This window comes from Kitasatospora sp. NPDC092286 (assembly GCF_044755565.1).
In the GTDB taxonomy this organism is placed as follows: Bacteria; Actinomycetota; Actinomycetes; order Streptomycetales; family Streptomycetaceae; genus Kitasatospora.
Window position 1 is genome coordinate 1 of record NZ_JBIVRD010000034.1, and the last position, 25,779, is coordinate 25,779.

A 25,779-nucleotide genomic window follows, 5' to 3' on the forward strand; every position below is an offset into this window, starting at 1 on the left:
GAAAGCTACCTCGCCGGCCTTCACCTCCGCGGCGCAATGATCTGGATCAAGGACCTCACCCGAACCCATTGATCACGACCGAATACGCGGCCTAGTCGTCCGCGACCAGGTCGCCGCCGGGGACGCGGGCAGCCAGTTCCTTCCAGAAGCCGGCCCGGATCGCGTACCGGTCGTGCTCGTCGATCTGGTCGTCCTTGTGCGCGAGCAGGCCGAAACGGGCGGCGTAGCGCAGCAGTTCGCCGTCCACCCGGTGCGGGATGCGCGGATAGTCGGGCCAGAGCACGGTGAGCCGTTCGACGTCGCCGAGCCGCTCGGTCCAGCGGCGGGCGAAGACCTGGCCGACCTCGTGGGCGTCGCCGCCGACGGAGGTGATGTCCTCCTCGCGGTCGGCCCAGCGCTGTTCGGAGGTGGTGAGCTGGGCGAGGGTGGGCAGGCCGTCGCCCGCGGTGACGGCGGGTTCGGCGGTGGGCCGCTCGACCCAGCCCCGGTCGGAGGACCAGCGCAGCACCGGGCCGGTCTGGCTCGCCAGGGTCGCGGTCTGGGCGGGGGCCGCCCGCCCGGCGAGGTCCTTGGGGGTCGGGACGACCTTGAGGGCGGTGGCGGCCGGCTGCGCGTGCCCGTTCGCCGCGGGGACGGCCGCGACGGCGGGCTCGGGCAGGGCGGCGGGCCGCACGCCGGGCACCGGGGCGGCCGCGGGCGGGGCGGCGAGGATCTTGGCGATCTCGTGGCGCGGCCCCGGGGCGGGGAAGACGGCCGCGCTCTCGCGCGGGCTGAACGAGCCCTCGATCCACTCGCGGTCCAGCACCCGGCGTTCGTCGGCCTCGCCGACCAGGTCCTCGGACTGGTTGAAGTCCCCGTCGGCGGCCTGGAGCGCCCACAGGTGGACGACCACGCCGTGCTCCTTGGCGGACATCATGCCCGGCAGCAGGTCGCCGTCGCCGGTGATCAGCACGACGTCGGCGCAGGCCCGGTTGCGGGCGAGTTCGGAGAGTTCGGCGTGCATGGCGGCGTCCACGCCCTTCTGCACCCAGCGGCCCTCGGCGCGGGTGAGGGCGCCGAGCCGGACGGTCACCCTGGGCAGCACCCTGAGCCGGCGGTGCTCGGGCATCGGGCGGCGGTCGGGGGCGGCGTCGAACCAGTAGATCCGCAGCAGCGGCAGGCCGGTCTCGGCCTCGGCCCGCTCACGCAGTGCGGTGATCAGCGCGGTGTGGTCGACCGTCACCCGGGAGCGGGACGCGTCCCCGGCGAGGAGGCTGGCGGCGGCGCCCAGCAGGTATCCGGCATCCACCAGGACGACACAGCGATCCATCGCGCACCTCTTTTCGCTCGCCCTCGGGTCAGGCCGCCGGGGGATCGGCGGTACGGGGTGGGCACGACCGGCCCGGCGCCGCGGCGGCGGCGGGGGTGAGGGGGGTGCCCGCAGCCGCCCGATCGTTGGGTCACCTTTACCCCTGGTTCGCGCGCCGAACCTCGGCGGATGTCGCGGTCCCGCAACAGGCGTCCCAACGAAACGCAAAGCGGGCCCCGTCCAACGACGGGGCCCGCCAGGGGTTACGGGGGCGTCAGCCCCGCAGCTCGGCGGCGACCAGCTCGGCCAGCTGGACGGCGTTGAGCGCGGCACCCTTGCGCAGGTTGTCGTTGGAGACGAACAGCGACAGCCCGTGCTCCACCGTCTCGTCCACCCGGATGCGGCCGACGTAGCTCGGGTCCTGGCCGGCGGCCTGGAGCGGGGTGGGGATGTCGCTCAGCTCGACGCCGGGGGCGGCGGCCAGCAGCTCGACCGCGCGCTCGACGCCGATCGGGCGCTCGAAGCGGGCGTTGATCTGCAGCGAGTGGCCGGAGAAGACCGGGACGCGCACGCAGGTGCCGGCGACCTTGAGCTCCGGGATGCCGAGGATCTTGCGGCTCTCGTTGCGGAGCTTCTGCTCCTCGTCGGTCTCGTTGGAGCCGTCGTCGACGACGGAGCCGGCCAGCGGCAGCACGTTGAAGGCGATCGGCCGGGCGTACACCTTGGGCGCGGGGAACTCGACGGCCGAGCCGTCGTGGGCCAGCGCGGCGGCGCCGTCCACGACCTTGGCGGCCTGCTCCTGGAGCTCGGCCACACCGGCCACGCCGCTGCCGGAGACGGCCTGGTAGGTGGAGACGACCAGGGCGGCGAGGCCGGCCTCCTCGTGCAGCGGGCGCAGCACCGGCATCGCGGCCATGGTGGTGCAGTTCGGGTTGGCGATGATGCCCTTGGGGCGGTCGGCGATCGCCTCGGGGTTGACCTCGGAGACGACCAGCGGGACCTCGGGGTCGCGGCGCCAGGCGGAGGAGTTGTCGATCACGACCGCACCGGCCGCGGCGGCCTTGGGGGCGAGGGCCTTGGAGGTGGAGCCCCCGGCCGAGAAGATCACGATGTCCAGGCCGGTGTAGTCGGCCGTGGCCGCGTCCTCGACGGTGACCTCGGTGCCCTGCCAGGGCAGGGTGCGCCCGGCCGAACGGGCCGAGGCGAACAGCCGCAACTGCTCCACCGGGAAGTTGCGCTCCGCAAGGATCTCGCGGACGACGCCGCCGACCTGGCCGGTGGCACCGACAATGCCGATCTTCATTCCGACTACTCCTCTTTGATGTCGCTGTTCACAGCCGCACTCTGCCCATCATGCCTTGTCACGGGGGTGGGGCGACCTGTCATTCCACGGTGTGAGAGGGCGGACCAGCCCTAGTGGTCCAGACCACTGGCGAACTCCGGACCAGTAACGAGGTCCAGCGCCGCCGCGACCTCCGCCGCGCCGGCCGGCAGCAGCGGCAGCCGCACGTCCGGGGTGGGGATCCGCCCCTGGGCGTGCAGCACCCCCTTGACCACGGCCGGGTTGGGCGCGGCGAAGACGGCACCCGCCAGCGCGGCGAGCCGGTGGCCCAGCGCCCGGGCCCGCGGCACGTCCCCGTCCTCCCAGGCGGCGGCCAGTTCGGCGAACCGGGCGGTGGCCAGCTGGGCGGAGGCCAGGATGCCGCCGGCCGCGCCGAGCGCCAGCATCGGCGAGAGGAAGGTGTCCTCCCCGGTCAGCACCGCGAAGCCGGCCGGTGCGGCGGCGAGCAGCTCCACGGCGTCCTGGTCGAGCCCGCCGGTCGCGTACTTGACGCCCACCACGCCCGGTACGGCGGCGAGCCGGAGCAGCGCGGCGGCGGAGAGCGCCTGCCCGGTGCGGTAGGGGATGTGGTAGACGACCAGCGGCAGCGGGCTCACCTCGGCGAGCCGGCGGAAGTGCTCGACCGTCCCGGCCTCGCCGGGCCGCAGGAAGGCGGGGACGGTGACCAGCGCCGCCGCGGCCTGCGGCACCTGCTTGCCGAGGACGGCCAGTGCCTCCCCGACGCTCCGGGTGTCGCCGCCGTGGGCGCCGACCACCAGCTGCCCGCCGCGCTCGGCGCAGGCCGCCGCGCAGACCTCGACCACCGCCTGCCGCTCCGGCGCGCTCAGCGCGGCGGGCTCGCCGGTGGTGCCGAGCGCGACCAGGCCGGCCGCGCCGTCGTCGAGCACCGAGCGGGCGAGGCGGTCGAGTGCGTCCAGGGCCACCGAACCGTCCTCGGCGAACGGGGTGACCAGCGGGACGTGGATGCCCTTGAGTTCCATGGCCACGATCCTGCGATCCATCGATCCCCCAGGTCCAGTTCAGATTTCCGAGGCTTCTCGTAAGCTGATCCGATGCTTGATGTACGACGCCTGCGTCTGCTGCGCGAACTGGCCCATCTCGGCACCATCGCCGCCGTCGCCGAGGCGCTGTCGTTCAGCCCTTCGGCGGTCTCCCAGCAGTTGTCCGTGCTGGAGAAGGAGGCCGGTGTCCCGCTGCTGGAGCGCACCGGGCGGCGGGTCGCCCTGACGCCCGCCGGGTGGAACCTGGTCCGGCACGCCGAGGCGGTGCTGGCCCGGCTGGAACAGGCCGGCGCCGAACTCGCCCACGCCAGGCAGGGGCTGGCCGGTCCGCTGCGGATCGGCACCTACCCCTCGGCGGCCCGCGCGATCATCCCGGCGGTGCTGGCCGAGCTGGCGGCCTGGCACCCCGGCCTGGAGCCGATGGTGACGGAGGTGGACCCGGCGGGCGTGGCGGCGGCGCTGCGCGCGGGCGAGCTGGACGTGGCGCTGGTGCACGAGTACGACCTGGTGCCGGCCGAACCGGAGCCGGGCCTGGCGCTCACCCGGCCGGTGTTCACCGAGCCGATGTACCTGGCGGCCCGCGCGGCGGGCACGGTCGCCGAGCAGCGTGCCGCCCCGTGGATCATGGCGCCGCCGGGCACGCTCTGCCACGGCATGGCCGTCCGGGCCTGCGAGGGCGCCGGCTTCACGCCCAGGATCCGGCATCAGATCGACGACTTCACCACCGTGCTGGCCCTGGTGGCGGCCGGTCAGGGGGTGGCGCTGGTGCCGCAGCTGGGCGCCGCGCAGCCACCGCCGGGCGTGGTGCTCACCCGGCTGCCGATGTACCGGCGCACCCGGGCCGCCTTCCGCGCGGGCGCGGGCTCGCACCCGGCGATCTCGGCCTTCGTCTCGGCCCTGCACACGGCCGTCCCGCCGGGCCTCGGCGGCGGGTCGTGAGTCCTCGACGACCCGCCGCCGCGGCCTGGTTCAGCTGGCCAGGCAGCTCGGCCCGAGCAGCTGCTTGAGGTCCCCGAACAGCGCCGGGTCGGACTTCACCCGGTGCCGGTCGAGCCGCAGCACGGTGGTGCGCCGGTGACCCTCCAGCCGCAGCCGGACCTCGGTGGTGCCCTTGTGGTGGGTCAGCACCTCGCCGAGCCGGGCGACCAGCGGCGGGGTGATCCTCACGCTGGGGATGTTGATGATGATCGGCGCCTCGGCGTGCGCGTTGGAGAGGTCCGGGACGGACAGCTCCATCCCCATCAGCCGTGGCACGTCCTCCCGCTTGTCGAGCTTGCCGCGGACGAACACCACGGTGTCCTCGACGAGTTGGGAGGAGACCAGCTGGTAGCTGGCGGGGAAGAACATGCAGTCGATGGAGCCGGCCAGGTCCTCCACGGTGGCGATCGCCCACGCGTTGCCCTGCTTGGTCATCTTCCGCTGGAGGCCCGAGATGATGCCGCCGATGGTGATGATGGTGCCGTCCGGCCGATCGGCGAGGTCGGCCACCGCGCAGTCCGCCTTGTCGGCGAGCACGTGCTCGATGCCGTGCAGCGGGTGCGAGGAGACGTACAGGCCGAGCATCTCCCGCTCCTGGGTGAGCAGGAAGGACTTCTCCCACTCCTCCTCGGAGAAGACCACGTCCAGCCCGAAGCTCGGTTCGTCGCTCACCGTGTCGCCGCCGAAGAGGTCGAACTGCCCCTCGGCCTCCTTGCGCTTGACCCCGACGACGTTGTCGATCATCGGCTCGAACTGCGCGGTCAGGCCCTTTCGGGTGTGCCCGAGCGAGTCGAACGCGCCCGCCTTGATGAGGGATTCGACGGTCCGCTTGTTGCAGACCACCGACTCGACCTTGTCCAGGAAGTCGGGGAAGGAGCTGAACTTCCCCTTGGTCTTCCGGGTGCGGATCATCGAGTCCACCACCGGCCCGCCGACGTTGCGGATGGCCGTCAGACCGAACCGCACCAGCTCGTCACCGTGCGGGGTGAAGTCCGAGTCCGACTCGTTGACGTCCGGCGGGAGCACCTGGATGCCCATCTTGCGGCACTCGTTGAGGTACACCGCCGACTTGTCCTTGTCGTCCTTGACGGACGTGAGCAGGCCGGACATGTACTCGGCCGGGTAGTTGGCCTTGAGGTACGCCGTCCAGTACGAGACCAGCCCGTACCCGGCGGTGTGCGCTTTGTTGAACGCGTAGCCGGAGAAGGGGACGAGCACGTCCCAGACCGCCTGGATCGCCGCGTCGGAGTAGCCGTGCTCGCGGCAGCCCTTCTGGAACGGGACGAACTCCGCCTCCAGGATCTCCTTCTTCTTCTTGCCCATCGCGCGGCGCAGCAGGTCGGCCTGGCCGAGCGAGTAGCCGGCCAGGATCTGCGCGGCCTTCTGCACCTGCTCCTGGTAGACGATCAGGCCGTAGGTCGGCTTGAGGATCTCCTCCAGGGGCTTCTCCAGCTCCGGGTGGATCGGGGTGATCTCCTGCTGGCCGTTCTTGCGCAGCGCGTAGTTGGTGTGCGAGTTGACGCCCATCGGGCCCGGTCGGTACAGCGCGAGAACGGCGGAGATGTCCTCGAAGTTGTCGGGCTTCATCAGGCGCAGCAGCGAACGCATCGGCCCGCCGTCGAGCTGGAAGACGCCGAGCGTGTCACCGCGGGCGAGCAGTTCGTAGGTCGGCTTGTCGTCGAGGGGCAGATCAAGCAGGTTGATCTTGATGCCCTTGTTCTTCTCGATCGCCTTGACGGCGTCGTCCATGATCGTCAGGTTGCGCAGGCCGAGGAAGTCCATCTTGAGAAGGCCGAGGCCCTCACAGGTGGGGTAGTCGAACTGCGTGATGGTGACGCCGTCGGTGTGCCGGGTCCAGACCGGGATGTGGTCGGTCAGCGGCTCGGCGGACATGATGACACCGGCCGCGTGCACACCGGGCTGGCGGATCAGGCCCTCGATACCGCGCGCGGTGTCGATCACCTTGCGGACGTCCGGGTCGGTCTCGTACAGCCCGCGGATCTCGCCGGCCTCGCTGTACCGCGGGTGCGAGGAGTCGGTGATGCCCGACAGCGGGATGCCCTTGCCCATGACGTCCGGCGGCATCGCCTTGGTGATCCGGTCGCCCATCGCGTACGGGTAGCCGAGGACCCGCGAGGAGTCCTTGATGGCGGCCTTCGCCTTGATGGTGCCGTACGTGACGATCATGGCGACCTTGTCGGAGCCCCACTTCTCCGTCACGTACCGGATCACGTCACCGCGCCGGCGCTCGTCGAAGTCGATGTCGACATCGGGCATGGAGATGCGCTCGGGGTTGAGGAAGCGCTCGAAGATCAGACCGTGCGGGATGGGGTCGAGGTCGGTGATGCCCATCGCGTAGGCGACCAGCGAACCGGCCGCCGAGCCACGGCCGGGGCCCACCGCGATGCCCTGCTCCTTGGCCCACATGATGAAGTCGGCGACCACGAGGAAGTACGCCGGGAACCCCATCTGGATGATGGTGTCCATCTCGTACTCGGCGAGCTTCTTGTGCTCCTCGTCGTACCCGTTCGGGAAGCGCCAGTCCATGCCCTTCCACACCTGGGACTTGAAGAAGTCCGCCTCGGACTCGAAGCCCTCCGGGATCGGGAAGCGCGGCATGAGGTTCTTGAACTCGAACATGCCGGCGGTGTCGACCCGGGAGGCGACCAGCAGCTGGCTGTTCCGGCAGCCCTCCTGCCAGGCGTCCGAGGAGTCCAGCGCGTACATCTCGGCGGCCGACTTGATGTAGTAGCCGGTGCCGTCGAAGCGGAAGCGGTCCGGGTCCGAGAGGTTCTTGCCGGTCTGCACGCAGAGCAGCAGGTCGTGGGCGCCGGCGTCGCCCTCGGTGGTGTAGTGCGAGTCGTTGGTGACCACCGGCGGGATGTTCAGCTTCTTGCTGATCTCGATCAGCCCGTCGCGGACCCGCTTCTCGATGTCCAGGCCGTGGTCCATCAGCTCCAGGAAGTAGTTCTCCTTGCCGAAGATCTCCTGGTAGTCGGCGGCCGACTTCAGCGCCTCGTCGAACTGCCCGAGCCGCAGCCGGGTCTGCACCTCGCCGGAGGGACAGCCGGTGGTGGCCATCAGGCCGGCCGCGTGCTCGGAGATGATCTCCTTGTCCATCCGGGGCCACTTCACCAGCCAGCCCTCGGCGTAGGAGCGCGAGGTCAGCTTGAAGAGGTTGTGCAGCCCCTGCTTGTTGCGGGCCCAGATGGTCTTGTGGGTGTAGGCACCGGACGCCGAGACGTCGTCCCGCTTCTGGTGCGGCTGCCCCCACAGGATGCGCTTGGTGTTGGAGCGCGAATCCGGCGCGACGTACGCCTCGATGCCGATCACCGGCGTGATCCCGGCGGCCGTGGCCTGCTTGTGGAACTCCGCGGCGCCGTACATGTTGCCGTGGTCGGTCATCGCGACATGGGTCTGCCCCAGCCGTTCGACTTCCTTGAACAACTGCTTCAGCCGGGCGGCACCGTCCAGCATCGAGTACTCGGTGTGGACGTGCAGATGCGCGTACGGCTGATCGCTCACGGCGGGGCCTCCGGAGGCTCGTGCTGTCTGGTTGGCCGGCGAACGCGCAGGTCACAGCGGATGATCACGCCACGCTGAAACAACTGAGGCCCGAGCCTGCACCAGCGCCCGGACCGACCTCACACGTTCACCCCCCTACTCTAGCCCCCCGCAAACACCGCCAGCCGCACCCGCGCGGCCGCCCGCACCGCGGCCTCCTCCATCGGATCGTCGCGCAGATACGCCAGCCGCTCACGCACCACCGGCCCGTCCGGCGCCCGCTCCACGCCCAGCAGCCGGGCGCTCTCCTCGCAGTCCCAGAGACACTCCGCGTACGCGTCGGCCAGCCCGGCCGGGCCGATCGCGGCCAGCGCCTCCAGGTACGCGGTCCGCTCGTACGAGTGCGGCGTCCAGAGCCAGAACCGGCGCAGCAGCGACACCGCCCCACCCGCCCCGGCCCCGAACCTCGCCAGCCCGAGCGCCGTACCGTCCGGGCCGCACCACTGCCGCTCCACCCAGCACCGTTCGAGCTCCGCCACCAGCGCCGGCACCCCGGGGTCGAGGTCGGGCCCAGGGTCGGGCCGGTGGTCGCCCCGTGGCGGTGCTTGCGGACCGAGGCCGTGCCCGCCCTCCCGGACGTGCTCGCGCAGCGCCTCCCGGGCCTGCGCCGAGCCGCCGAGCGCCAGCAGCTCCAGCACCCGGGTGGCCCGCTCGCAGGTGTCCCGGTCCGCCGTCAGCAGCGCGGTCACCGGTTCCGGGGACAGTCCCAGGTCCCGGATCAGCCGGGCCAGGTACAGGTGCCGGCTGTCCGCCTGGCCGTCCCACCGCCAGTCCCACCGGACGCAGCCGTACACCAGCCCGGCGGCGGCCGACGGATCCTCCGCGGCCATCCGGGCGCCCAGCCCCCGGCCGCGCTGGAGCAGCCCGGGCAGCGTCCCGGCCGGCGCGTAGTCGAGTCCGCACCGCGCCCTGTCGCCTGTCACCACTCCCCCGCCCCGGCCCTCAGCCGTCCAGCTCGGCCAGGAAGTCCAGCGCGACGGCCCAGGTCCGCTCGGCGGCCTCGGCGTCGTAGTCGGCCAGGTCGGGGTCGGTGAAGAGGTGCCCGGCACCCCGGTAGCGGTGGATCTCGACGTCCGCGCCGGCCTTGCGCATCCGCAGGTACCAGGCGTTCAGCCAGTCCTCGGTCTCGAACGGGTCGGGCTCGGCCACGTGCAGCTGGACCGGGATCGAGGTGGCCGCGTCCTCCCGCAGGTCGGAGGTGCCGTGCAGAAGCAGCAGCCCGCACGCCTGCTCGTCGGCGAGGGCGAGGTTCTGGGCGAGCGAGCCGCCGAGCGAGAAGCCCGCGTAGACCAGGCCCTCGGCGACCGGGGCCTCGCCGTTGACCGGGGTGAGCAGCGGGGCGGCGGCGCCGACGGCCCGGCGCAGCAGCTCGTCGCTGCCGACCTCCTCCTTGTACGCCATGCCCGCCTCGACGTCGTCGAAGGTCCGGCCGTCGAAGAGGTCGGGGGTGTGCACGGTGTGCCCGGCGGCGCGCAGCCGGTCGGCGGCGGCGTGGACGGCGGGGCGCAGCCCGTAGACGGAGTGGAAGAGGACGATCTGGGCCACGGTTCGGCTTCCTTAGAGCTTCAGGTCAGGACCTCCATGATCCCGCACCCCGCGCTGCCCGCTACGACACCACGTCCTTGCGGGCGAAGCCGCGGAACGCCAGCGCCAGCAGCACCGCCGCGTACGACAGCGAGAGCGAGACGCCCTGGATCATGCCGCCCCACTCCAACTGCGGCTGCAGGGCGTCCGCCCAGGCGTACTGCCAGTGGGCGGGCAGCCACTCCCGCAGGTCCCCGAGCGCGGTGACGGCGTCCAGCACCCCGGTGACGATCGAGGCGAACACCGCCCCGCCGACCGCGCCCAGCGGCGCGTCGGTCGCGGTGGAGAGCCAGAACGCCAGCGTGGCGATCACGACCTCGCTCAGCAGGACGAAGGCCACCGCGATCGCCAGCCGGGGCAGCGCCTCCCCCGCCGGGAGGCTCACCCCGGCGGGCAGCTTGAGGTCGCCCCAGCCGTACGCGGCGGTGCCGACCAGCAGCCCGATCGCCGGCAGCAGCACCACGGCCGCCGCCGAGAACGCCAGCCCCACCGCGAACTTGCGGGCCAGCAGCCGGGCCCGGGGCACCGGCGCGGCCAGAAGGTACCGCAGCGAGGACCAGCTCGCCTCGGAGGCCACGGTGTCCCCGCAGAACAGCGCGACCGGGATCACCAGCAGGAAGCCGGTGCCCATGAAGAGCATCGTGGTCGCGAAGTTGGGCCCGGAGGCGGTGGCCAGTTCGATGAAGGTGGTCCGGTCGGTACGGCCGGGGGTGCCGCCGATCTGGAACGCCGCCAGGATGACGAACGGCATCGCGGCCAGCACCCCGCCGATCACCAGGGTGCGCCGGCGCCGCAGTTGACGCATGGCCTCGATCCGCAGCGGCAGCGTCCGCCCGGCCCGGTAACCGGGCGCGTGGTCCGGCGACACCCCTCCGGACCGGGTGGCCCCCGGCGAAACACCATCCGGCGAAACAACGGCGGTCATGCCGCACCTCCGATCAGCGACAGGAACGCGTCCTCCAGCCGGCGGTGCGGCCCGGCCCGTTCCACCGGCACACCCAACCGCACCAGCTCGGCGATCAGCCGGCCGGCCGCCATGCCGTCCAGCCGCACCAGCAGCCCGCCCTCGACCGCCTCCGCCGAGCCGACACCGGCCAGCGCGCCCGTCTTCTCGGCGGCCACCGCCAGCTCGTCCGGCCCGTACGAGGCGGGCGTGCCGACCAGCAGCAGCTCGCCCCCGCCGACGATCTCGGCGACGGCACCGGTGGTGACCAGCCGGCCCCGGTCCATCACCACCAGGTCGGTGCAGCTCTGCTCCACCTCCGCCAGCAGATGGCTGGAGACGATGACGGTCCGTCCTGCGGCCGCGTAGCGGATCATCACCTCGCGCATCTCGCGGATCTGCGGCGGGTCGAGCCCGTTGGTCGGCTCGTCCAGGATCAGCAGGTCCGGCAGGCCGAGCATGGCCTGGGCGATGGCGAGGCGCTGGCGCATGCCCTGCGAGTAGGTGCGCACCGCGCGGTCCAGCGCCTCGCCGAGTCCGGCGATGGCGAGCGCCTCGTCCAGGTGGGCGTCCTCGTCCGGGCGGCCGGTGGCCTGCCAGTAGAGCCGCAGGTTGGCCCGGCCGCTGAGGTGCGGCAGGAAGCCCGCGCCCTCGACGAAGGCGCCGACCCGGGAGAGCACCGGCGCGCCGGGGCGCACCAGGTGGCCGAAGATCCTGATCTCGCCCTCGTCCGGCCGGATCAGGCCCATCAGCATCCGCAGGGTGGTGGTCTTGCCGGCGCCGTTGGGCCCGAGCAGGCCCAGCACCTGGCCCTGCTCGACCCGGAAGCCCAGTTCCCGGACGGCGTACCGGTCGGTGGATCCCCGGTAGCGCTTGCTGAGGCCGGTGATCTGCAGCGGCACCCCGGCCAGCGCCGGGTCGTAGGCCGGTGCCCGGCCCGCGCGGCGGCGCCGCCGCAGCCGGGGCGCCAGGAGCAGCGCGGCCGCCGCGGCGACGGCCACCAGCGGCAGTACCCAGGTCCGCGCGGGCAGCGGCGCGGCCTCGGTGACCAGGCCGTCGACGGTCGGCGCGGTGAGCGCCCCGGCCATCGCGACCCGGTAGGTGGCGGGCTCGGCCGGCGAGGCGTAGGCGAGGTCGGTGCTGGCCAGCACGAGCCGCAGCCGGTGTCTGGCGGCGAAGGTGTGGTCGACGGCGGGCAGCGCGACGGTGACGGTCCGGCCACCGGCCGCGTCCGCGCCGGTGACCCGCAGCGGGGCGACCAGCTGCTGCGGCAGGCTCGCCTTGCCGTCCGGGCCGACGTCGTACAGCTTCGCGAAGAGCACCGCGTCCGGCCGGTCCGCCTGCACCCGGACGGCGACGGTGGGCTGCCCGGTCAGGTGCAGCGGGCCGTCCAGCGGCGCGGATTCGAAGGAGGCGTGCTGCCCGGGGAAGTCCAGGGAGAGCCCGGCGCCCAGCGCGGCGGCCTGGCCGAGCGCGCCGATGCCGGGCAGTGAGGAGATGTTGGGCGGGGCGCCGCCGGGCGGGTTGGCGAAGGTCTGCTCGGCGCCGGCCGGTCCGCCGGTCAGCTCGACGTCGCGCGAGCCGGTCCCGGCCAGGCCGGGGTAGGCGTCGGCGGAGGCGCCGCGCAGCACGGCCTGGAAGCCGGTGGAGTCGACGCCGCCGGTGCGGGTGACCCGGAAGGCGGGCCCGGTGCCGGCGCCCGCGTCCTTGGGGTCGTCACCTTTCAGGCTGCCGCTCTTCGAGCTGCCACCCTTCAAGAAGTGATCGAACCAGGCGCCGACCCGGTCGTCCACCCGCGCGCTGGTGTCGGTGCCGCCGTCGTGGCCGCCGGCGAACCAGTCCACCGCCACCGGCGCGCCGTTGGCGGCGACGGCCCGGGCGATGGCGTCGCCCTGGTCGAGCGGGAACAGTGAGTCCTGCTGGCCCTGGACGACCAGGGTGGGCGCCTTGAGCTGCCCGGCCACCGAGGAGGGGCTGGAGCGGTCCAGCAGCGCCACGGCCTCGGGGTCGGCGTGCCCGGTGGTGGCGACCCGGTCGTACATCTGGCAGAGCGTGTCGAGGAACCGCCCGCAACCGACCGGCGCGTCCTCGGCCGCCCCCGGCCCGGAGGTGGCGCGCGGCGCGCCGCCCGAGGGGCCGAGGTCCCCGGCCGAACCGGTGGTGAAGAAGATCCCGGCCCAGAGCTTCTTGAACACCCCGTCGACGGCGCCGGAGCCCCGCGCCCCCTGCGGGAACAGCGCGTCGGCCAGGTTCCACCAGGTGATCTGGCTGGCCACGGCGTCGATGCGGTGGTCGTACGCGGAGCCGAGCAGTGCCACCGCGCCGCCGTACGAGGCGCCGGTGATGCCGACCCTCGGGTCTCCGGGGGCGTCCTGCTGCACCTCGGGCCGCTGGGCGAGCCAGTCGACCAGGTGCCTGACGTCCTCCACCTCGCGGTCGGGCGCGTTGAGGCCGATCTTCCCGCCGGAGTGGCCGAAGCCGCGCGCCGACCAGGTCAGCACCGCGTAGCCCTGCCGGGCGAGCTGCTGGGCGCGCTCGCGCTCGCCCTCCTTGGAGCCGCCGAAGCCGTGGGCGAGCAGGATCGCCGGCCGGGGGTCGGATCCGGTGGTGAAGTACGAGGTGTCGAGCTGGATCTGCCGGCTGCTGCCAGGGGTCTCCGGCATGCTGAGGAAACGATCCTCCTGCCGGACCGCCTGTTCCCCGCCGGCTGCCACGGCCACCGCCGTCCCGACTCCGGCCACCGCCACCAGGGCCACGGCACCGGCCAGCACCCTCCGTCCGGCCGCCGTCCCGCGGCCGCGCCACCGGCGCCATGCGCCACCGAGCTCCATGGTCGGTGATCGTATCCGCCGGGCGGGTAGGCGTCCGGTAAAGCCGCTGGAGAGACCCGCGACCCGCCCCACTGGACGACCCAGCCCTCCCCCGCGCACGGGAGAGGGCTCACAGGGCGGTCAGAGCACCCGGGTCATGGTCCGGTGCGGAATCCCCGCGTCGTCGTAGACCGGGCCCTCGGCGGTGTAACCGAGCCGCTCGTAGAAGCCCAGCGCCTGGACCTGCGCGTGCAGCTCGACCTCGCGGGCACCGCGCCCACGCCCGGCCGCCTCCACCGCGCGCACCAGCCCGGCGCCCAGCCCGGTCCCGCGCGCCGCGCGCACCACCGCGAGCCGGCCGAGCAGCACCCGGCCCTCGATCCCGTCGGTGAGCCCGCGCGCCTGCTCGCCGTGGATCAGCCGGGCGGTGCCGAGCGGCTGGTCCTCCGGACCGACCGCGAGCAGGTGCTCGGAGGTGGCGTCGAGGTCGTCGTACTCCAGCTCCTCCGGCACGCCCTGCTCGACGATGAACACCTCGCGCCGCACCGCGCGGACCAGCGCCAGGTCGTCCGCGCTCCCGGCAACCCTGATCCGTACCGCGAAAGCGCTCATCCCGCCGTCCCTCAGCTCTCGGAGGAGATGATGCCGAGCGCCTTGCGCAGGTCCGCCGGGTACTCGCTGGAGAACTGCACCCACTCGCCGTCCGCCGGGTGCTCGAAGCCGAGCGAGACCGCGTGCAGCCACTGCCGGGTCAGCCCGAGCCGCTTGGCCAGCGTCGGGTCGGCGCCGTAGGTCAGGTCGCCCACGCAGGGGTGGCGCAGCGCCGACATGTGCACCCGGATCTGGTGGGTGCGGCCGGTCTCCAGCTTGATGTCCAGCAGCGAGGCGGCGCGGTAGGCCTCGATCAGGTCGTAGTGGGTGACGGACGCCTTGCCGTCCTTGGTCACCGCCCACTTCCAGTCCGAGCTGGGGTGGCGCCCGATCGGCGCGTCCACCGTGCCGCTCATCGGGTCCGGGTGGCCCTGCACCAGCGTGTGGTACTTCTTCTCGGTCACCCGGTCGTGGAACTGCCGCTTGAGGTCGGTGTAGGCGCGCTCGGACTTGGCGACCACCATCAGGCCGGAGGTGCCGACGTCGAGGCGGTGCACGACGCCCTGGCGCTCGGCGGCGCCCGAGGTGGAGATCCGGTAGCCCGCCGCGGCGAGGCCGCCGATCACGGTCGGGCCGGTCCAGCCGGGGCTGGGGTGCGCGGCGACGCCGACCGGCTTGTCGACGAGCACGATGTCCTCGTCGTCGTGGACGATGTGCATGCCCTCGACGTGCTCGGCGACGATCCGCACCGGCGCGGCGGGGGCGGGGATCTCGACCTCCAGCCAGGAGCCGGCGGTCACCCGGTCCGACTTTCCGGCCACGGCGCCGTCGAGCGTCACCTTGCCCTCGGCGGCCAACTCGGCGGCCTTGGTCCGGGAGAAGCCGAACATCCGGGCGAGGGCGGCGTCGAGACGCTCACCCTCCAGGCCGTCGGGTACGGGAAGGCTGCGGATCTGCGCTGCGGTACTCACCCGTACGAGTATGCCGGACGCGGAGCCCGCCCCTACTCGCTCTTGTCCGCCTGCTGGTGGACGGTGCCGTCCGGGTTGCTGCCGCGGAAGGAGAGCAGGACGACCAGGATGCCGCCGCAGACGATCGCCGAGTCGGCGAGGTTGAAGACCGCGAAGTGCTGTACCGAGATGAAGTCGACCACGTGGCCGCGGAAGACGCCCGGCGAGCGGAACAGCCGGTCGGTGAGGTTGCCGAGCGCCCCGCCGAGCAGCAGCCCGAGCGCGATCGCCCAGGGCAGGCTGTAGAGCTTGCGGGCGATCCGCCAGATCACCACGATGACGGACGAGGCGATCATGGTGAAGACGACGGTCAGGGCCTGGCCCATACCGAACGCGGCGCCGGAGTTGCGGATCACCTGGAAGGTCACCACGTCGCCGATCACCTTGATCGCCGCGTGGTTCTCCAGCCGGGCCACCACCAGCAGCTTGCTGCCGAGGTCGATCAGGAAGGCGAACAGTGCGATCACCAGCAGCACGCCGATCCGCCGGCGCCCCTTCGGCGTCGTCTCCTCGGCCGGTGCGGCCACCTCGCCGGGCTCGGCCACGGCCTCCTCCACAGCGTCGGCGGGAGTCGGGACGGACTCGTCCCGCATCTGGGGGGAACCTTGCGTACTGATGATCCGCTCCGCTGCCGATGGAGGTCCCCCCGGACCGAAAGGCGGGGGGAGAGTGGGCCGGTGATCGCCGACCGGGACGAGTCGGGCGACGTTACGGGGTTGAGCGTACGGCAAGCCCGCACGCCCTCGCCGCCCCGGTCGGCCCGATCAGCGACGCTCCTGCTTGGCCTTGCACTGGACGCAGAGCGTGGCCCGGGGGAAGGCCTGCATCCGGGCCTTGCCGATGGCCTGGCCGCAGGACTCGCAGACGCCGAAACCGACGGTCTCCAGGCGGGCCAGGGCGTGTTCGGTCTGGGCGAGGCTGTCGCGGGCGTTGTTGGCCAGGGCCAGCTCGCTCTCCCGCGAGATGTTCTTCGTACCGGCGTCCACCTGGTCGTCACCGGCTCCGTCGTTGGAGTCACGCATCAGCCCGGAGATGGTGGCCTCGGAGGCGTCGATCTCGTTCTGCAGCCGCTCCAGGTCGCTGATCAGCTCGGCGTGCAGCTCGCGCACCTCCTCCCCGGTCCACGGCTCCTCGCCCGGACGGACGGGCAGCTCGGCCGGGTCCACCGACTCGGCGCCCCCGCGGGCGCCGGGGGCGGCCGGCGTCCGGGTGCGGCCGGCGGCGACGCGAGCGGTGTCGTTACTGGTCTTGTGCCGTGCGGTAGTGGTCACGGTCCCCTCCCCTGGATCGCCTGCCACAGCCTTGCGCGCCCGCTTGGTGGCGGTACCCGCGACGGTTGTCTTCTCAGCCATGGCTTCGACCCCATCTACGAACGAATCGAGCCGCCGGTTCCCGGCGGCCTCCAGTGCCGGAACGATAATCCCCATCAAAACCGGTCACAACATGACATACCGGCACCTCACCATGTTCCCACCCAGGCAGCCGCCCCAGCCGCCACGCCCCGCACGCTGACCAGATGTGTGCCCAGAACACCCCCGCCTAACCACCCCTCGCGCGCCGGACAAACCGACTTGCGACGGCCGATACACTGGGCCTGCAAGGCGCAGATGGGACGAGTACCGACGTACGCAGCCACCAGCGACCCGGGGACGGTGCGAGCCCGGGGGTGTGCACGACGGGAAGATCACCCCGGAGCCGCCGGAAGAACGGCCAGCGACGCAGGTCGCAGCGGCCCACTAGACCCGGCAGCAAGCCCAAACAAGAGGGCCGCAGTCAGCACCGCGGCCAAGGAGGGTGGTACCGCGGGGCGGCATGCCGTCTCGTCCCTCCGTCGGATCCCGTCCATGTCCGCCGGAGGTATGACACCCGCGATGAGCTCCTACAACTCCGTCCCCGCGCAGGTCGACCTGCCCGCCCTCGAACACCAGATCCTGTCCTTCTGGCAGGACAACAAGATCTTCCAGCGCAGCCTGGAGCAGTCCGAGGGCCGCCCCGAGTGGGTGTTCTACGAGGGCCCGCCGACCGCCAACGGGATGCCCGGCGCCCACCACATCGAGGCCCGCGTCTTCAAGGACGTCTTCCCGCGTTACCGGACGATGAAGGGCTACCACGTCGCCCGCAAGGCCGGCTGGGACTGCCACGGCCTCCCGGTCGAGCTGGCCGTCGAGAAGGAGCTGGGCTTCTCCGGCAAGCAGGACATCGAGGCGTACGGCATCGCCGAGTTCAACGCCAGGTGCCGTGAGTCGGTGACCCGCCACACCGACGCCTTCACCGAGCTCACCACCCGTATGGGCTACTGGGTGGACCTCGACGAGGCCTACCGGACGATGGACCCGTCCTATGTCCAGTCCGTCTGGTGGTCGCTCAAGCAGATCTTCGACAAGGGCCTGCTGGTCCAGGACCACCGGGTCGCCCCCTGGTGCCCGCGCTGCGGCACCGGCCTGTCCGACCACGAGCTGGCCCAGGGCTACGAGACCGTGGTCGACCCCTCGGTCTTCGTCCGCTTCCCGCTGACCAGCGGCCCGCTGGCCGGCGAGGCCGCGCTGCTGGTCTGGACGACCACCCCGTGGACCCTGGTCTCCAACACCGCCGCCGCCGTCCACCCCGGCGTCACCTACGTCGTGGCCACCGACGGCACCGAGAAGCTGGTGGTCGCCGAGCCGCTGCTGGCCAAGGCGCTCGGCGAGGGCTGGGAGGCCACCGGCCAGTCCTTCACCGGCGCCGAGATGGAGCGCTGGGCCTACCGGCGCCCGTTCGACCTGGTCGAGATCGAGAACGCGCACTACGTCCTCAACGCCGACTACGTCACCACCGAGGACGGCACCGGCATCGTCCACCAGTCCCCCGCCTTCGGCGCGGACGACCTGGCGACCTGCCGCCGCTACGGCCTGCCGGTGGTCAACCCGGTGCTCGCCGACGGCACCTTCGCGCCCCAGGTCCCGCTGATCGGCGGCCAGTTCTTCAAGAAGGCCGACGAGGCCCTGGTCCAGGACCTCGACGAGCGCGGCCTGCTCTTCCGCCACCTGCCGTACGAGCACAGCTACCCGCACTGCTGGCGCTGCCACACCGCGCTGCTCTACTACGCGCAGCCCTCCTGGTACATCCGGACCACCGCCGTCAAGGACGCGATGATCCGTGAGAACGAGGCCACCAACTGGTACCCGGAGACGGTCAAGCACGGCCGCTTCGGCGACTGGCTGAACAACAACATCGACTGGGCGCTCAGCCGCAACCGCTACTGGGGCACCCCGCTGCCGATCTGGCGCTGCGAGGAGGGCCACCTGACCTGCGTCGGCTCGCTGGCCGAGCTGTCCACGCTCACCGGCACCGACCAGAGCGACCTCGACCCGCACCGCCCGTACATCGACGACGTCACCTTCGCCTGCCGCGAGTGCGGCGGCACCGCCACCCGGGTGCCCGAGGTGATCGACGCCTGGTACGACTCGGGCTCCATGCCCTTCGCCCAGTACGGCTACCCGTACCAGAACAAGGAGCTGTTCGAGAAGCGCTACCCGGCGCAGTTCATCTCGGAGGCGATCGACCAGACCCGCGGCTGGTTCTACACGCTGATGGCCGTCGGCACCCTGGTCTTCGACAGGAGCAGCTACGAGAACGTCGTCTGCCTGGGCCACATCCTGGCCGAGGACGGCCGCAAGATGTCCAAGCACCTGGGCAACATCCTGCAGCCGATCCCACTGATGGACCAGCACGGCGCGGACGCGGTGCGCTGGTTCATGGCGGCCGGCGGCTCGCCCTGGTCGGCCCGCCGGGTCGGCCACGGCACCATCCAGGAGGTGGTCCGCAAGACCCTCCTCACCTACTGGAACACCGTCGCCTTCCAGGCCCTGTACGCCCGCACCTCCGGCTGGGCCCCCTCGGCGAACGACCCGGCCCCGGCCGACCGCCCCCAGCTGGACCGCTGGGTGCTCTCCGAGCTGAACACCCTGGTCCGCGAGGTCGACGCGGCCTTCGAGGCGTACGACACCCAGCGGGCCGGCAAGCTGCTCTCCGGCTTCGTCGACGACCTGTCCAACTGGTACGTCCGCCGCGGCCGCCGTCGCTTCTGGCAGGGCGACGCCGCCGCACTCGCCACCCTGCACGAGGCGCTGGAGACGGTCACCCGGCTGATGGCCCCGCTGACCCCGTTCATCACCGAGCGGGTCTGGCAGGACCTGGTCGTCCCGGTCGCCCCGGACGCCCCGGCCTCGGTCCACCTGGCCGCCTGGCCGGAGGCCGACGAGTCGCTGGTCGACGCCGACCTCTCGCGCCACATGGCGCTGGTCCGCCGGCTGGTCGAGCTCGGCCGGGCCACCCGCGCCGAGTCCGGGGTGAAGACCCGCCAGCCGCTCTCCCGGGCGCTGATCGCCGCCCAGGGCTGGGAGGAACTGCCGGCCGACCTGCGCGCGCAGATCGCCGAGGAGCTCAACGTCGCCACCCTGGAGTCCCTGGCGGAGGTGGGAAGTTCGCTGGTCGACACCACCGCCAAGGCCAACTTCCGCGCGCTGGGCAAGCGTTTCGGCAAGGGCGTGCAGGACGTGGCCAAGGCCGTCGCCGCCGCCGACGCCGCCCGGCTGGCCACCGAACTGCGGGCCGACGGCAGCACCGGCGTCGAGCTGAACGGCGAGACCGTCACGCTGAGCCCGGACGAGGTGATCATCACCGAGACCCCGCGCGAGGGCTGGGCGGTCGCCAACGAGTCCGGCGCCACCGTCGCGCTCGACCTGGCCATCACCCCGGAGCTCAAGCGCCTCGGCGTCGCCCGCGACGCGATCCGCCAGATCCAGGAGGCCCGGAAGAACTCCGGCCTGGACGTGGCCGACCGGATCGTGCTCCGCTGGCGGGCCACCGACGAGGAGACCGCCGAGGCGATCGCCGAGCACGGCCCGCTGGTCGCCGAGGAGGTGCTGGCCACCGACTTCGCGGCCGGCGCCGCCGACTGGGAGTCGGAGACCTTCTCCGACGACTCCCTCGGCCTCGCCTTCCAGCTCCGCAAGGCCTGACCGACCGAAGCGGCCGCCGTCTCCCCGGGGAGACGGCGGCCGCTTCGCCGTACCCGCGTCGCGGTCTCGGGACCGCCGTGGAAAACGAGGGCGCCCCCGCCATGACCGCAAGGTCACGGAGGGGGCACCCTCGATGTACTGCCCGGCTACAACCTCAGTTGTCGCCGTCCTCGTCGATCAGGAACCCGCGCATCGGCGCCGGCGCCTGCTGCATCGGCTGCGGAGGCTGCGGCCGGACGGCGGCCATCGGCTGCGTCATTCCGGCCGGCTGCATCTGCGGGGCACCGGAGTTGCCACCGGAGGACTGCCCGCCGAAGCTCGGCGCACCGTTGTTGCCGCCGCCGAAGGAGCTCTGCCCGCCGAACGACGGCTGGTTCCCGCCGAAGGACGGCTGGTTGCCACCGAAGCCCGGCGCACCGCTGCTCATCGCGGACGCACCGGCCGGAGCCATCGACGACGCGGCCGGCGGCAGCGAGGCGGTGGCCGGAATGCGCGGCGGGGCGAGCGAGTCGTCCGCCTGCGACTCCAGCTGGCGCAGCTGGGTCTCCAGGTACGACTTCAGACGCGTCCGGTACTCACGCTCGAACGCCCGCAGGTCCTCGACCTTGCGCTCCAGCGTGGCCCGCGCGGACTCCAGCGAGCCCATCGCGACCCGGTGCTTCTCCTGCGCGTCCCGCTCCAGGGCGTCGGCCTTGGCCCGGGCGTCGCGCTCCAGACCCTCGGCCCGGCTGCGCGCCTCGCCGACGATCTTGTTGGCCTCGGAACGGGCCTCGGAGATCGCCTGGTCGGCGGTCTGCTGAGCGAGCGCCAGAACGCGGGCGGCACTGTCGCCACCGGGCTGCTGCTGTTGCTGCATCGGGCCGCCCATCGGGCCGCCCATCTGCTGCGGGCCGCCCATCGGGCCACCCATCTGCTGCATCTGCTGCTGGCCCATGCCCTGGCCCATCGGGTTGCCCTGGCCGGGGACCTGCTGGCCCATCGGGCCGCCCATCGGCTGGAGCATCTGACCGCCCATCGGCTGGACCAGCTGCTGCTGGCCGCCCATGGTCTGGTTCATCTGCTGCTGCTGGCCGCCCATCTGCTGCGGGCCACCGGGACCGGCCGGGAGCTGCGGGGCACCGGACGGCAGGCCGAGCGGCTGGTTGCCCATCTGCTGCTGCTGCGGGCCACCCATCTGCTGCTGCGGGCCGCCGGGGCCGCCCATCTGCTGCGGACCGGGGCCCTGCTGCTGCCCGGGCACCGGCGGACCGGATATGGCGGCCGGCACGGGCGCACCGGGACGCGAGTCCTGCGGCGGCTCCTTGCGCATGTTGGCCTGGTTCTGCGCGGCGGCACGGGTCGCGGCGGCCAGCTTGGCACGCAGGTCCTCGTTCTCGCGCAGAAGGCGGGTCAGCTCCGCCTCGACCTCGTCGAGGAAGGCATCGACCTCGTCCTCGTCATAGCCTTCGCGCAGGCGGACGGTCGTGAACTGCTTGTTCCGAACGTCCTCGGGGGTCAATGGCATCTCTTCACCTCAACGTGATCGTCGGCACACCGGCATCCTGTCGCATCGCTCACCTACGACTAGGGCCGCACAAGCGAGATCAGGACATACACAATGATCATCAGTACGAAGAAGGACAGGTCGAGCGCCACGCCCCCGAGACGCAACGGCGGAATAAACCGCCGAAGAAGCTTGAGCGGCGGATCCGTGACAGTGTACGTGGCCTCCAGGACCAGGACCATGGCCTTGCCGGGCCGCCACGAACGCGCGAACTGGAAGACCCAGTCCATCACCAGCCGCACAAGCAGAAACACCAGGAAGACGGTCAGCGCGTAATAGAGCACCGCCCATACGATCCCCACGCGCTTCCCTCTCCCCGGTCCTCGGCCCCTTGGGCCTGCCGCCTGTCGCTAACTCACTGTTGATCAGATCCACACGTAAAGTCGTGGCCGGGTCAGCTCTGGTTGAAGAACCCACCCTCGGCGATCCGAGCCTTGTCCTCCGCCGTGACATCGACGTTAGCAGGCGACAGCAGGAACACCTTCTGTGTCACGCGCTCGATACTGCCGTGCAGACCGAAGACGAGTCCAGCGGCGAAGTCTACGAGCCGCTTCGCGTCGGTGTCGTCCATCTCGGTCAGATTCATGATCACCGGGGTCCCGCCACGGAACTGTTCCCCGATGGTACGGGCCTCGTTGTAGGTCCGGGGGTGCAACGTGGTGATGCGGTAGGGCTCTCGTTCGTTCACTACCTTGGGCATGATCACCGGTGCGCTCTTCTCCAGGTTGTGGCGACGTTCGGGTGTGATGGACGACACTGGGGCCATCCTCGGGGATTCCTGGCGGATCGGGACCGCGGCCGGCACCGGCTGCGGGGTGATCGAGGAGACCGGCGAAGGCGCGGCGGCCGGCCGGGGGATGTCCTCCGTCCGCCCCGTGCGAATCGGCTCGGGGTCCGCGTCGTAGTCGTCGTCGGGGTCGTACCCCTGGCCGTCGTACGTCTCGTCCTCCACGAGGCCGAGGTAGACCGCCATCTTGCGCATTGCGCCGGCCATGCTCCTGTCTCCTCCGCTCATTCCCACCTCGCTGCGCTCGGTGGGCGCTTCACGGGCGCGCGCCCTTCGCTGGTCGCTCGCTCCGCTCGCTCCGTGGTGAATCGGCTCCGTCACCGGCGGTCAGGCCGTACGGCCCTGCCTGCGGATTCCGCGGTCCGCCCACGACGGTCCGTCAGGCCGACGGCCGGTCAGAAATTGTGGGTGGGGGCCGCGGAGTTGCGATCCACGGTTCGCTAGCGCTCTGGAAAGCTGCTAGCTTCTGTCCTATTTTGTCCTGCAGTCTGATCTACTACCCGGTGACGTTACCTGAGGGGTGACCGCACTCCGAGTACCGCCGTTCCGACGCGCACATGTGTCGCCCCGGCAGCCACGGCCTGCTCCAGGTCACCGCTCATTCCTGCGGAAACCATGGTGGCAGCAGGATGGGCCGTCCGTACGGAGGTTGCGATTTCCGCCACCCGCGCGAATGCTTCGGCCGGGTTCCCGGCGAGCGGTCCGGCCAGCGGAGCGACGGTCATCACACCGTCCAGGCGCAGCCCGGGCGTGTCGGCGATCGCGTCGGCCAGCGCCTCGACGTCCTCCGGCGCCACCCCGGCCCGGCCCTCGCCCGCGCCGTGCTCCTTCTCCAGCGCGACCTGCACCAGGCAGCCGAGTTCCGGGCGTTCGGCCTTGAGCACCGCGGCGGAGAGCGACTCCACCAGCCGCAGCCGGTCCACCGAGTGCACGTGGTTCGCGTACCGGACCACCGAGCGGACCTTGTTGGTCTGAAGCTGGCCGACGAAGTGCCAGTCCAGCGGAAGGTTTCTGCACTGCTCCGCCTTGGGCGCGGCGTCCTGGTCGCGGTTCTCGGCGACATCGGTGACGCCCAGTGCCGCCAGCAGCGCGGTGTCCCCGGCCGGGTAGGTCTTGGTGACGACCACCAGCCTGACCTCCTCGCGCGGCCGCCCGGCGGCGGCGCAGGCGTCGGCGATCCGGCGCTCCACCACCTCCAGGTTGGTCCCCAGTTCTTCGTACCGGGCGCGCTGGCCCTCCGTCAGCGCGGCCAGCCAGGCCGCGTCGGGGAAACCGGGGGCGTCCCCGGGGAACGGTCCGTAGATGTCATTCGTCATCAGAGTTCAGAGCCCAACCAGACGTAGCTCGCGAGCCGGCCGGTGCGCTGCTCGCGGCGATAGGAGTAGTGATCGGCGGATTCGAGGGTGCAGACCGATGATCGCACCACCTCGGTGACGCCTGCGGCGGCCAGCTGGGCCGCCACTCCCTCCGCCACGTCCAGGGCCGGGGTCCCCCAGGAGGTCTCGGCGTACGCGGCCGGCACCAGCGCGGCCACCTCGGCGCGCAACGCGGCCGGCACCTCGTAGCAGCGACCGCAGACCGCCGGGCCGGTGGCGGCGGTGATCCGCCCGGGCTCGGCCCCCAGCTCCGTCATCGCCCGGACCACCGCGGGCACCACCCCGGCCGCGAGCCCGGGCCGGCCCGCGTGGGCCGCGCCCACCACACCCGCCACCGGGTCGGCCAGCAGCACCGGGGTGCAGTCGGCGGTCAGCACCGCCAGCGCCAGCGGCCGGGCGGTGACCACCGCGTCCACCGTCGGGGCCTCCCCCACCGGCTGGCGACCGGTCACCACCGCGACGTCGGCGCCGTGCACCTGGTTCATCCAGACCACGTCCGCCGGGTCCAGTCCCAGCGAGCGGGCCGCGAGCGTCCGGTTCTCCCGGACGGCGGCCGGGTCGTCCCCCACCGCACCGCCGAGGTTGAGCTCCCCGTACGGCGAAGTGCTCACCCCGCCCCACCGGTCGGTGAAGGCGAAGTGAGCACCGTTGCGAACTGCGTGATCCACCACTGCCTGTTTCAGTCCGCGCTTACTTCAGGAAGTCCGGCACGTCGAGCTCCTCCGCGGGGCTCTCGACGTACGGCTGACGGGCCGGCTGCACCTGCGGCGGCACCGGGGCGGCGGTCACGGTGGGCGTCTCGGCCGGACGCCGCTCGGCGTGCGACTCGTTCTCCGAACGCGACGTCACCGAGCCGATGCTCCCGTACGAGGGCCGGCTCGCCGGACGCTCGGGGGCGGCCGGCGGCGTGGCCGGGGCGGTCGGGGTGGACTTGACCACCGGGTCGCGGACGATGGCCGGCGGCTGGCCGCCGTCGAAGCCGGCGGCGATCACGGTGACCCGGACCTCGTCGCCGAGCGCGTCGTCGATGACCGCGCCGAAGATGATGTTCGCCTCGGGGTGGGCGGCCTCGCTGACCAGCTGGGCGGACTCGTTGATCTCGAACAGACCGAGGTCGGAGCCGCCGGAGATGGAGAGCAGTACACCGCGGGCGCCGTCGATGGACGCCTCCAGCAGCGGCGAGGAGATCGCCATCACGGCGGCCGCCTTGGCGCGGTCCTCGCCCCGGGCCGAGCCGATGCCCATCAGCGCCGAACCGGCGTCCGACATGACGGACTTGACGTCGGCGAAGTCGAGGTTGATCAGACCCGGGGTGGTGATCAGGTCGGTGATGCCCTGGACGCCGGAGAGCAGCACCTGGTCGGCGGAGCGGAACGCGTCCAGCACGCTGACCTGGCGGTCCGAGATGGACAGCAGCCGGTCGTTGGGGATGACGATGAGGGTGTCGACCTCTTCCCGCAGGCCGGCGATGCCGTCCTCGGCCTGGTTGGCGCGACGGCGGCCCTCGAAGGTGAAGGGGCGGGTGACCACGCCGATGGTCAGCGCGCCGAGCGAGCGGGCGATGTTGGCCACGACGGGCGCGCCGCCGGTGCCGGTACCGCCGCCCTCGCCTGCGGTGACGAAGACCATGTCGGCCCCCTTGAGGACCTCCTCGATCTCCTCACGGTGGTCCTCGGCGGCCTTGCGGCCGACCTCGGGGTTGGCGCCGGCGCCGAGGCCCCGGGTGAGTTCACGGCCCACATCGAGCTTGACGTCGGCGTCGCTCATCAGGAGGGCCTGCGCATCGGTGTTGATCGCGATGAACTCGACGCCCTTGAGACCGACCTCGATCATCCGGTTGATGGCGTTGACACCACCGCCGCCGATACCGACGACCTTGATGACTGCGAGGTAGTTCTGCGGTGCTGCCACGTCGAAGGCCTCTCGCCTCGAATTTCCGGGTCGGCCCGGACCCCGTGGGGT

The 25,779-nt window shown here is 72.1% G+C and carries 20 protein-coding genes; 2 read left to right on the plus strand and 18 right to left on the minus strand.

The window, feature by feature from the left end; genetic code table 11:
- Positions 1–91: 91 nt before the first annotated feature.
- From ACIQIB_RS28735 to ACIQIB_RS28745, 3 genes are all read right to left on the minus strand, one after another.
- A complete protein-coding gene (locus tag ACIQIB_RS28735; RefSeq protein ID WP_363607330.1) occupies positions 92–1,309 on the minus strand; it encodes an NYN domain-containing protein in 1,218 nt (405 codons plus the stop codon).
- A gap of 253 nt (positions 1,310–1,562) precedes the next feature.
- Positions 1,563–2,591, minus strand: a complete 1,029-nt coding sequence (locus ACIQIB_RS28740) for an aspartate-semialdehyde dehydrogenase (protein ID WP_400761533.1) — start codon at positions 2,589–2,591, stop codon at positions 1,563–1,565.
- Between the two features lie 110 nt (positions 2,592–2,701).
- The gene (locus tag ACIQIB_RS28745) at positions 2,702–3,631 is read right to left on the minus strand and encodes a dihydrodipicolinate synthase family protein (RefSeq protein WP_400761536.1); all 930 of its coding nucleotides are present in this window, start codon (positions 3,629–3,631) and stop codon (positions 2,702–2,704) included.
- A gap of 51 nt (positions 3,632–3,682) precedes the next feature.
- On the opposite strand from ACIQIB_RS28745, the gene ACIQIB_RS28750 reads away from it, so the two are divergent.
- Positions 3,683–4,570 (plus strand): LysR substrate-binding domain-containing protein, encoded by an 888-nt coding sequence (locus tag ACIQIB_RS28750; RefSeq protein WP_363607328.1) that lies wholly within the window; start codon positions 3,683–3,685, stop codon positions 4,568–4,570.
- 30 nt (positions 4,571–4,600) lie between these two features.
- Here the strand turns inward: ACIQIB_RS28750 and dnaE are convergent, their stop codons facing one another.
- From dnaE to ACIQIB_RS28795, 9 genes are all read right to left on the minus strand, one after another.
- Complete coding sequence (gene dnaE, locus ACIQIB_RS28755) at positions 4,601–8,134, minus strand: DNA polymerase III subunit alpha (protein ID WP_400656647.1); 3,534 nt, start codon at positions 8,132–8,134, stop codon at positions 4,601–4,603.
- Between the two features lie 140 nt (positions 8,135–8,274).
- Positions 8,275–9,096 (minus strand): hypothetical protein, encoded by an 822-nt coding sequence (locus ACIQIB_RS28760; protein ID WP_363607326.1) that lies wholly within the window; start codon positions 9,094–9,096, stop codon positions 8,275–8,277.
- A 19-nt stretch (positions 9,097–9,115) separates the two neighbouring features.
- A complete protein-coding gene (locus ACIQIB_RS28765; protein WP_400656645.1) occupies positions 9,116–9,718 on the minus strand; it encodes a dienelactone hydrolase family protein in 603 nt (200 codons plus the stop codon).
- A gap of 61 nt (positions 9,719–9,779) precedes the next feature.
- Positions 9,780–10,682 carry an ABC transporter permease gene (locus tag ACIQIB_RS28770; RefSeq protein WP_400761538.1) on the minus strand — a complete coding sequence of 301 codons (903 nt, stop codon included), beginning with the start codon at positions 10,680–10,682 and terminating at the stop codon, positions 9,780–9,782.
- Entirely contained in the window at positions 10,679–13,531 is a 2,853-nt protein-coding gene (locus tag ACIQIB_RS28775; RefSeq protein ID WP_400761540.1) for an alpha/beta fold hydrolase, read from the minus strand. The genes ACIQIB_RS28770 and ACIQIB_RS28775 overlap by 4 nt, the downstream gene beginning before the upstream one ends.
- A gap of 120 nt (positions 13,532–13,651) precedes the next feature.
- Positions 13,652–14,122 (minus strand): GNAT family N-acetyltransferase, encoded by a 471-nt coding sequence (locus tag ACIQIB_RS28780; RefSeq protein ID WP_363607322.1) that lies wholly within the window; start codon positions 14,120–14,122, stop codon positions 13,652–13,654.
- An 11-nt stretch (positions 14,123–14,133) separates the two neighbouring features.
- Positions 14,134–15,072: an RluA family pseudouridine synthase gene (locus tag ACIQIB_RS28785; RefSeq protein WP_400761542.1), complete on the minus strand. Its 939-nt coding sequence runs from the start codon at positions 15,070–15,072 to the stop codon at positions 14,134–14,136.
- Positions 15,073–15,104: 32 nt separating this feature from the next.
- Complete coding sequence (lspA, locus tag ACIQIB_RS28790; RefSeq protein ID WP_363607320.1) at positions 15,105–15,704, minus strand: signal peptidase II; 600 nt, start codon at positions 15,702–15,704, stop codon at positions 15,105–15,107.
- 171 nt (positions 15,705–15,875) lie between these two features.
- The gene (locus ACIQIB_RS28795) at positions 15,876–16,382 is read right to left on the minus strand and encodes a TraR/DksA family transcriptional regulator (protein ID WP_363607319.1); all 507 of its coding nucleotides are present in this window, start codon (positions 16,380–16,382) and stop codon (positions 15,876–15,878) included.
- A gap of 600 nt (positions 16,383–16,982) precedes the next feature.
- Here ACIQIB_RS28795 and ileS point away from each other — a divergent pair.
- Complete coding sequence (gene ileS, locus ACIQIB_RS28800; protein WP_400761544.1) at positions 16,983–20,111, plus strand: isoleucine--tRNA ligase; 3,129 nt, start codon at positions 16,983–16,985, stop codon at positions 20,109–20,111.
- 154 nt (positions 20,112–20,265) lie between these two features.
- Here ileS and ACIQIB_RS28805 read toward each other — a convergent pair whose 3' ends face one another.
- The 6 genes from ACIQIB_RS28805 to ftsZ form a co-directional block, all read right to left on the minus strand.
- Positions 20,266–21,615: a DivIVA domain-containing protein gene (locus tag ACIQIB_RS28805; RefSeq protein ID WP_363607317.1), complete on the minus strand. Its 1,350-nt coding sequence runs from the start codon at positions 21,613–21,615 to the stop codon at positions 20,266–20,268.
- Positions 21,616–21,674: 59 nt separating this feature from the next.
- Positions 21,675–21,956, minus strand: coding sequence for a YggT family protein (locus ACIQIB_RS28810; protein ID WP_148645520.1), 282 nt, complete (start codon positions 21,954–21,956; stop codon positions 21,675–21,677).
- Between the two features lie 92 nt (positions 21,957–22,048).
- Positions 22,049–22,648, minus strand: coding sequence for a cell division protein SepF (locus ACIQIB_RS28815; protein ID WP_363607316.1), 600 nt, complete (start codon positions 22,646–22,648; stop codon positions 22,049–22,051).
- Between the two features lie 302 nt (positions 22,649–22,950).
- Entirely contained in the window at positions 22,951–23,757 is an 807-nt protein-coding gene (locus tag ACIQIB_RS28820; protein ID WP_400761547.1) for a YggS family pyridoxal phosphate-dependent enzyme, read from the minus strand.
- On the minus strand, positions 23,757–24,488 hold the full coding sequence (gene pgeF / locus ACIQIB_RS28825) for a peptidoglycan editing factor PgeF (RefSeq protein WP_363607314.1): 732 nt from the start codon (positions 24,486–24,488) through the stop codon (positions 23,757–23,759). Before pgeF ends, ACIQIB_RS28820 begins: the two co-directional genes overlap by 1 nt.
- Positions 24,489–24,507: 19 nt before the next feature.
- On the minus strand, positions 24,508–25,728 hold the full coding sequence (ftsZ, locus tag ACIQIB_RS28830) for a cell division protein FtsZ (protein WP_363607313.1): 1,221 nt from the start codon (positions 25,726–25,728) through the stop codon (positions 24,508–24,510).
- Positions 25,729–25,779 lie beyond the last annotated feature (51 nt).

Coding starts and splice junctions, on each gene's coding strand:
- ACIQIB_RS28735 (WP_363607330.1), bottom strand. CDS start 1,309: ATGGATCGCTGTGTCGTCCTGGTGGATGCCGGATACCTGCTGGGCGCC.
- lspA (WP_363607320.1), bottom strand. CDS start 15,704: ATGCGGGACGAGTCCGTCCCGACTCCCGCCGACGCTGTGGAGGAGGCC.
- ACIQIB_RS28745 (WP_400761536.1), bottom strand. CDS start 3,631: ATGGATCGCAGGATCGTGGCCATGGAACTCAAGGGCATCCACGTCCCG.
- ACIQIB_RS28750 (WP_363607328.1), top strand. CDS start 3,683: ATGCTTGATGTACGACGCCTGCGTCTGCTGCGCGAACTGGCCCATCTC.
- ACIQIB_RS28820 (WP_400761547.1), bottom strand. CDS start 23,757: ATGACGAATGACATCTACGGACCGTTCCCCGGGGACGCCCCCGGTTTC.
- ACIQIB_RS28740 (WP_400761533.1), bottom strand. CDS start 2,591: ATGAAGATCGGCATTGTCGGTGCCACCGGCCAGGTCGGCGGCGTCGTC.
- ACIQIB_RS28770 (WP_400761538.1), bottom strand. CDS start 10,682: ATGACCGCCGTTGTTTCGCCGGATGGTGTTTCGCCGGGGGCCACCCGG.
- ACIQIB_RS28805 (WP_363607317.1), bottom strand. CDS start 21,615: ATGCCATTGACCCCCGAGGACGTTCGGAACAAGCAGTTCACGACCGTC.
- ileS (WP_400761544.1), top strand. CDS start 16,983: ATGAGCTCCTACAACTCCGTCCCCGCGCAGGTCGACCTGCCCGCCCTC.
- ACIQIB_RS28775 (WP_400761540.1), bottom strand. CDS start 13,531: ATGGAGCTCGGTGGCGCATGGCGCCGGTGGCGCGGCCGCGGGACGGCG.
- ACIQIB_RS28780 (WP_363607322.1), bottom strand. CDS start 14,122: ATGAGCGCTTTCGCGGTACGGATCAGGGTTGCCGGGAGCGCGGACGAC.
- ACIQIB_RS28815 (WP_363607316.1), bottom strand. CDS start 22,648: ATGGCCGGCGCAATGCGCAAGATGGCGGTCTACCTCGGCCTCGTGGAG.